This is a genomic window from Micropruina sp. (assembly GCF_047607385.1).
GTDB lineage: Bacteria > Actinomycetota > Actinomycetes > Propionibacteriales > Propionibacteriaceae > Micropruina.
Genome location: NZ_JASGDE010000047.1, coordinates 1 through 6,569, shown reverse-complemented (window position 1 = coordinate 6,569; position 6,569 = coordinate 1). Strand labels below are relative to the sequence as shown.

The 6,569-nt window shown below is 71.0% G+C and carries 5 protein-coding genes; 1 reads left to right on the top strand and 4 read right to left on the bottom strand.

Translation table 11 applies throughout. From position 1 onward, the window contains the following. The 4 genes from QM582_RS04925 to QM582_RS04910 all read right to left on the bottom strand — a co-directional run. On the bottom strand, positions 1 to 812 hold an 812-nt coding region (locus QM582_RS04925), incomplete at its 3' end, for a hypothetical protein (RefSeq protein WP_415082277.1). Positions 813 to 1,090: 278 nt separating this feature from the next. Continuing rightward, positions 1,091 to 1,921: a formate dehydrogenase accessory sulfurtransferase FdhD gene (fdhD, locus tag QM582_RS04920; protein ID WP_415082275.1), complete on the bottom strand. Its 831-nt coding sequence runs from the start codon at positions 1,919 to 1,921 to the stop codon at positions 1,091 to 1,093. A 133-nt stretch (positions 1,922 to 2,054) separates the two neighbouring features. Beyond that, the gene (locus QM582_RS04915) at positions 2,055 to 4,355 is read right to left on the bottom strand and encodes an FdhF/YdeP family oxidoreductase (RefSeq protein ID WP_415082274.1); all 2,301 of its coding nucleotides are present in this window, start codon (positions 4,353 to 4,355) and stop codon (positions 2,055 to 2,057) included. Between the two features lie 58 nt (positions 4,356 to 4,413). Then, positions 4,414 to 5,784, bottom strand: a complete 1,371-nt coding sequence (locus QM582_RS04910; RefSeq protein WP_415082272.1) for a protealysin inhibitor emfourin — start codon at positions 5,782 to 5,784, stop codon at positions 4,414 to 4,416. Between the two features lie 321 nt (positions 5,785 to 6,105). Here QM582_RS04910 and QM582_RS04905 point away from each other — a divergent pair, with 321 nt between their 5' ends. Further along, a complete protein-coding gene (locus QM582_RS04905; protein WP_415082270.1) occupies positions 6,106 to 6,477 on the top strand; it encodes a hypothetical protein in 372 nt (123 codons plus the stop codon). The last annotated feature ends 92 nt before the right edge of the window (positions 6,478 to 6,569 follow it).

Here is a 6,569-nt window from a genome sequence, read left to right as displayed (position 1 = left end):
TGCTGGACGCCGGCGCGGGCATCGTGCAGCCGGTCGGCGGCCTCGCCGGCGGTGCGCCGGGCGTCCGTTTCGGCCTGCTCGGCACGGCGGAGTTCGGCGCGGAGATCCGCGACCTCCTGGCTGGCCCGGTCGAGCGACTGCCGGGCGTCCGACTCGGCGGCCTCGGCCCGCTCCTGCCCGGCCCTCGCCCGGCGGAGACTCTCGGTGGCTTGCGCGACGGTGGCCCGGGCCAGTCGGCGGGCTTCGTGCGCGGCCCGATCGGACGCGGTGCCCGGCTCGTCGGTACCGGCCGTGGCCTCCGTGCCGACGGACTCGGCCGGAGCGGGCGGGGCGGTCAGCGGAAACCCGAATCCTGAATACACCAGGGGCTTCACCGTCCGGCCGGCCAGCACCTCGGTGAGCGCTGCGGCGTCGGCTACGGCGGCGGCGAGGGTGCCGGCGACCTCGGTCCGGACCGCCTCGGTCGCCTGATAGCCACGCCGCGCGCCGGCCTGCACCGCGTCCGCGGTCAGCGCGTTGACGAGTTCCTGGCGCTCGGCGCCCAGTGCTCGCAGCGCCTGGACGTCGAGTCCCTGGTGTGCAGCCGCCATCCGCTCGGCCAGGTCGGCCAACAGCCGCAGCCGCTCCGGCACGTCCCGAACCAGCAGGTTCACCAGCCAAGCGGACCGGGTCGGCTTCTTCAGAGCCGCGACCGCGGTGGCGAGCGGACGGTCCTTGTCGGCGCGGGCCTGCGCGACGAGTCGCGTCCGCACCGCCATGAAGTCGTCCAGGTCGACGCCGTAGAGTTCGGCGGCCGCCCGGTCCAGATCCATCGCCCCAGCCTGCCCGTCGGCTCGATGCTGTGCCACCCCGATCCGGATCTCCGACGCCTGAGGAGCGTCCCTCCGCCCCGAATCGCAACCACCGGGGACGGTTCTCAACGGTTGAGAACCGTCCCTGATCGTCGAAACTCGCACCTCGAGAACCGTCCCCAACCGACGAGAACCGTCCCCGACCGTTGAGAACCGTCCCCGACCGACGAAACTCGCACCTCGAGAACCGTCCCCGATGATCGAAGCCGACCGGGTGGGTGCCGAGGAGTCGTCCCGAGTCAGGTACGGACGCGGTGCGGGTGGGCGTAGAGGTTGAGCGACGACCCGCGGACGAACCCGGCGACGGTCAGGCCGAGGTGGCGGGCTGTGTCGACGGCCAGCGAACTGGGTGCCGACACGGCGGAGACGATCGGGATGCCGGCCAGGTAGGCCTTCTGCACCAGCTCGAAGGAGAGCCGTCCGCTGACCTGCAGCACCGTGCCGCGCAGCGGCAGCCGTCCGTTCAACAGCGCCCAGCCGATCACCTTGTCGACGGCGTTGTGCCGGCCGACGTCTTCGCGGACCACCAGCGCCTCGCCGTCCAGGTCGAACAGGCCGGCGGCATGCACTCCCCCGGTGGTCTCGAAGGTGCGCTGCAGCGTCCGGAGCCGATCTGTCAGCGACAGCAGCAGATCGGCCGACACCGACGAGTCGTCGGCGGCGACATCCCAGCGGCCCTGCCGGGACAGCGTCTCGATCGAGTCGGCGCCGCAGACCCCGCAGGCGCTGGAGGTGAACGTGCCGCGCACCGGCGGCGGCACGATGCCGGCCGCCAGCACCAGATCGAGCACGTTGTAGGTGTTCACCCCGGTGCCGGTCTCGTCATCGAGAACCGAGCCGGCGCAGTACTGCGCCCGCAGCACGTCGTCGGCGCCGGCGATCACCCCTTCGGCGTGCAGCCAGCCGTGCGCCAGTTCGATGTCGTGCCCGGGCGTGCGCATGGTGACCGCGTGCGGACGCCCGCCCAGCCGCAGTTCCAGCGGCTCCTCGACGGCCAGCCGATCCTCGCGGGTCCGGACGGCGTCCTTCTCGATCCGGACGACCCGCACCCGTTGGGTGACCCGACCCACTAGCGCTCACCGCCCCGAGGTTCCACGGCTCGCCGACTCGGAGTCCAAGACGCGACCTTCGCGGGTTGACTGGGTCGAAACCCATAGCCAGAGAGGTCTCGACAAGCTCGCCCGACGCTGGTCGCCGACTGCACTACCGCACCCCGATCGGTGTCGAGTCGGCCGGCTCGAGGCGGACGACGATCGACTTGGACGTCGGCGTGCCCGATTCGTCCGCCACCGAGTCGAGCGGCACCAGCACGTTGGTCTCCGGGAAGTAGGCGGCGACGCAGCCGCGGGCGGTCGAGTAGTCGACCAGCCGGAAACCGTGCGCCCGGCGCTCCTCGATGCGCACGCCGGCGGGCCAGACCGAGACCAGGTCGACCATGTCCCCGCCCGCGAAGCCCAGCTCCGCCCGGTCGTCGGGGTGGATGAACAGCACCCGGCGTCCGGCCTTCACTCCGCGGTAGACGTCGTCCATGCCGTAGATGGTGGTGTTGAACTGGTCGTGGCTGCGCACCGTCTGCAGCAGCAGATGCCCCGGTGGCACCTCGACGACGGTCAGCTCGTTGGCGGTGAACCGCGCCTTGCCGGTGCGGGTGTTGAAGGTGCGCGAATCCCGCGGCGGATTGGGCAGTGCGAAGCCCAGCGGGGTGTCGACCCGCTCTTCGAAACGTTCGAAGCCCGGGATGCAGGCCTCGATGTGGCCGCGGATGGTGGCGTAGTCGGCCCGCATCGCCGCCCAGTCGATCAGTTCGGCACCGAGGGTCCGCTCGGCGATGGAGCAGACGATGTCGACCTCGGAGCGGAGCTGGTCGGTGGCCGGCGCCAGGCGTCCGCGGGAGGCGTGCACCATGCCCATCGAGTCCTCGACGGTGACGAACTGCTCGCGTCCGCCGGTGCGGTCGCGCTCGGTGCGGCCCAGGGTGGGCAGGATCAGCGCCTGGCGTCCGGTGATCGCGTGCGAGCCGTTCAGCTTGGTGGAGACGTGGACGGTGAGCCCGACGTTGCGCATCGCGGCCTCGGTCACCGTCGAATCGGGGGTGGCCCGGACGAAGTTGCCGCCGACCGCCAGGAACACCCCGCAGGCGCCGTCCCGCATGGCACGGATCGCGGCCACCACGTCATGGCCGTGCTCGCGCGGCGTGGAGATGCCGAAGTGCCGGTCGAGGGCATCCAGCAGCGCCGCGGGCGGGCGCTCGTTGATGCCCACCGTGCGGTCGCCCTGGACGTTGGAGTGGCCGCGCACCGGGCAGGCGCCGGCGCCGGAGCGTCCGACGTTGCCGCGCAGCAGCAGGAAGTTGACGATCTCGCGGATGGTGGGCACCGAGTTCTTGTGCTGGGTGAGGCCCATCGCCCAGCAGACGATGATCGACCCGGCGGCCTTCACCTGCTCGGCGACCCGCTCCAGGTCGGCGCGGCGCAGGCCCGAGGCCCGTTCGATGTCGGCCCACTCGACGGTGCCGAGATGCGCCCGGAACTCGTCGAACCCGCTGGTGTGCTCGGCGATGAAGGCGTGATCGAGGGCGTCGGCATCGAGCAGCAGCTTGTTCAGCCCCTGGAAGAACGCCAGGTCGCCGTTGAGCCGGATCTGGCAGTACTCGTCGGCCAGTTCGACGCCGCCGCGCAGTACGCCTCGGACGGTCTGCGGATTCCGGAACGCTTTCAACCCGGCTTCGATCAGGGGATTCACCGCGATGATCCGGCCGCCGTTGGCCTTCGTCCGCTCCAGCGCCGACAGCATCCGCGGATGGTTGGTGCCCGGGTTCTGCCCGGCGATGATCACCAAGTCCGCGGTGTGGACGTCCTCCAGGGTGACGGTGCCCTTGCCGATGCCGAGGGTCTGGCCGAGCGCGGCGCCGCTGGACTCGTGGCACATATTCGAGCAGTCGGGCAGGTTGTTGGTGCCGAACGCCCGGACGAACAGCTGGTAGGCGAACGCCGCCTCGTTGGACGTCCGCCCCGAGGTGTAGAAGATCGCCTGGTCCGGGTCGTCGAGGGCCTGCAGTTTGCCGGCGATCAGGTCGAACGCCTCGTCCCAGCCGATCGGCTCGTAGTGCGTGCCGCCTTCGCGCAGCAGCATCGGCTCGGCGAGCCGGCCCTGCTGACCGAGCCAGTGGTCGGAACGGGTGGCCAGGTCGGCGACCGCATGGGTGGCGAAGAACTCCCGTGTCACCCGGCGCAACGTGGCCTCTTCCGCGACCGCCTTGGCACCGTTCTCACAGAACTCGGCGGCGTGCCGGTGATCGGGGTCGGGCCAGGCACACCCGGGACAGTCGAAGCCGTCCTTCTGGTTGACCGCGGTGAGGGTGAGCAGCGACCGGACCACACCCATCTGCTTGCCGGACGCGTCCAGCGCGCGCAGCACACCCGGCACGCCCGCGCCGTACGACTTGGGCTTGCCCAGGCTCATCCGGGCGTCGCCGGCGTCCTCGATCGGCGCCTTCGTGGCCATCGACCCTCCTGTGCTGCGGTTGCGTCCGACCCAGTATCGGCCCGCGGACGCGTCTGGGCTACTCCCCCTGCAGCGTGCGCTGGAACAGCGTGCGTTGCGACGTGGTCAGGTCTTCCTCCGGCACCGTGACGTCGACCGACAGCGCCTCGCAGGCCACCCGGTAGCAGAAGCCGTCACGCACCGGATTGCCGGTGGCGACGTCGACCAGGGCGTTCGAGGTGAGCAGCGAGTTCCACTTCCGGGCATCGGACGCCGGCAGCTCCTCCAGGGTGGTGCGCCGCTCCCGCACCATGCCGGTGACGCCCCCGGTGCGGCGCAGCAGCAGTTCGGCGTCCGCCGGCACCGGCGTCACCGGGTCGGGCTCGGCGACCACCGCACCGGTGACGCCGACCTGCGCCCAGGCGTCCGCGATGGCGGTGTGCTCATGGCTGCCGTCGCCGAAGCGGGCCTTGGCCGCCTCGACGGTGAGCGCCGCGAAGGTGACGAAGTCGGCGTCGGGACGCAGCGTGCCGCCGGTCAGCACGTCGAACCAGACCTGTCCGGCGCCGACCCAGGCCTGCCCGCCGATGGCCCGGGCCGCCAGCGCGAAGGCCCGGTTCGGGATGCCGGAGTTGATGTGGACGCCGCCGTGGTCGTCGGTGGTGGTGACGAACCGGTCCATGTGGTCGGGCTGGGGGTCCTTGCCCAGCCGCGGGTCGTCGTAGGCGGTGCCGGGCGCGATCATGCTGCGGATCGCGACGCCCGCAACGCCGGGCAGCAACAGGTCGGCGCCGATCAGCCAGTCGGACTGGCCGGCGTCCTGCTGGAGGTGGCGCTGCTTGACCAGGATGCCGAAGACGTCCGAGACGTGTTCGTTGAGGGCGCCCGACTGACCGGCGTAGGCCAGGCCGGCGCTCCGCTCGGTGACGCCGTGGGCCAGCTCGTGCCCGATCACCTCCAGGCTGGCGGTGAACCGGCCGAAAACCTGGCCGTCACCGTCGCCGAACACCATCCGCTGGCCGTCCCAAAAGGCGTTGTCGTAGCCGCTGCCGTAATGCACCGTGCCGGCCAGCAGCATGCCCGCGCCGTCGATGGAGTTGCGCCCGTACACGTCGTGGAACAGCTCCCAGGTGGCGCCGAAGCCGTCGTAGGCCTCATCGGCGGCCAGGTCACCGGTGGCGGCATCGCCTTCCCGGCGCAGCACGGTGCCGGGCAGCCGCTCGGTGTTGCCGGCGCTGCTGATCTCGCGATCGGCGGCGGCCCCGTCCGCCGGCAGCACCGAGGAGCGGATGGTGGCCGGAGCCGCGCCGAGGAAGCTGCCCCGGGCGCCGCGCAGCGACCGGTCGGTGAGCAGCGTCCGCTCGGCCACCCGGGCGAGTTCGGGTTCAGCCTGTTCGGCGAGCCGCTGCAACAGGTAGGGCGGGATGATCGAGTACCGGTGCTGTGCCATGTCTCAAGCATGCCTCCCGGCTCCGACAGTTTTCGGTGCGAGGGTGCCCGGGGCTCGACCGGCAGGTATCAACCACCGTCCGGACGCCTCCTATCGGTATCTCGCGGACGGGCGCTGGCTGTAGGGGTGGCCGTGACGGGCACACCGCCCTCATCCTGCCGGCCCGGCCCGCTATCTCAATCCCGAACGCTCGCCCAACTACGTACCGCTCGCTGAGTTCAGCGAGCGGTACGTAGTTGGGCGAGCGCTGGGGACTGGACGGGGCGCCGGCCACCGCGACCACGCATGAGACGATCGTTCCCCGACGAGAGGACGAGGTCCGTGATCACCAAACTCACCCTGGCCATCGGTGGCTTGCTCACCATCACCGGAGTGATCGCCTATGTGGCAACCAATGCGGTCAGTCTCACCGCGCTGATCCCGAGCGGCGTCGGCGTCCTGCTGCTGATCGCCGGCTGGATCGCCCGGAACCCGCGCCTGCACCGGCACGCCATCCACGCCGCGCTCGCGGTCGCGCTGCTCGGCGTGCTCGGTTCGCTGATGAACGTGGTGAAGATCGGCCAGCTGTTCGACGGCAGCGCCGGACGCCCCGGGGCGATCCTGGCCAGCCTGGCGATGTTCGTCCTGCTGCTGGTCTACCTGGTCTTCGGCGTCCGGTCCTTCATCAACGCGCGCCGGGCACGGACGTCCTGACCCACCGAACGCTTCGCATACGGGACGCTTCGCGCACGGAACCGCTCGCCTAACTATTTCGGGCTCGCTGAATTCAGCGAGCCCGAAATAGT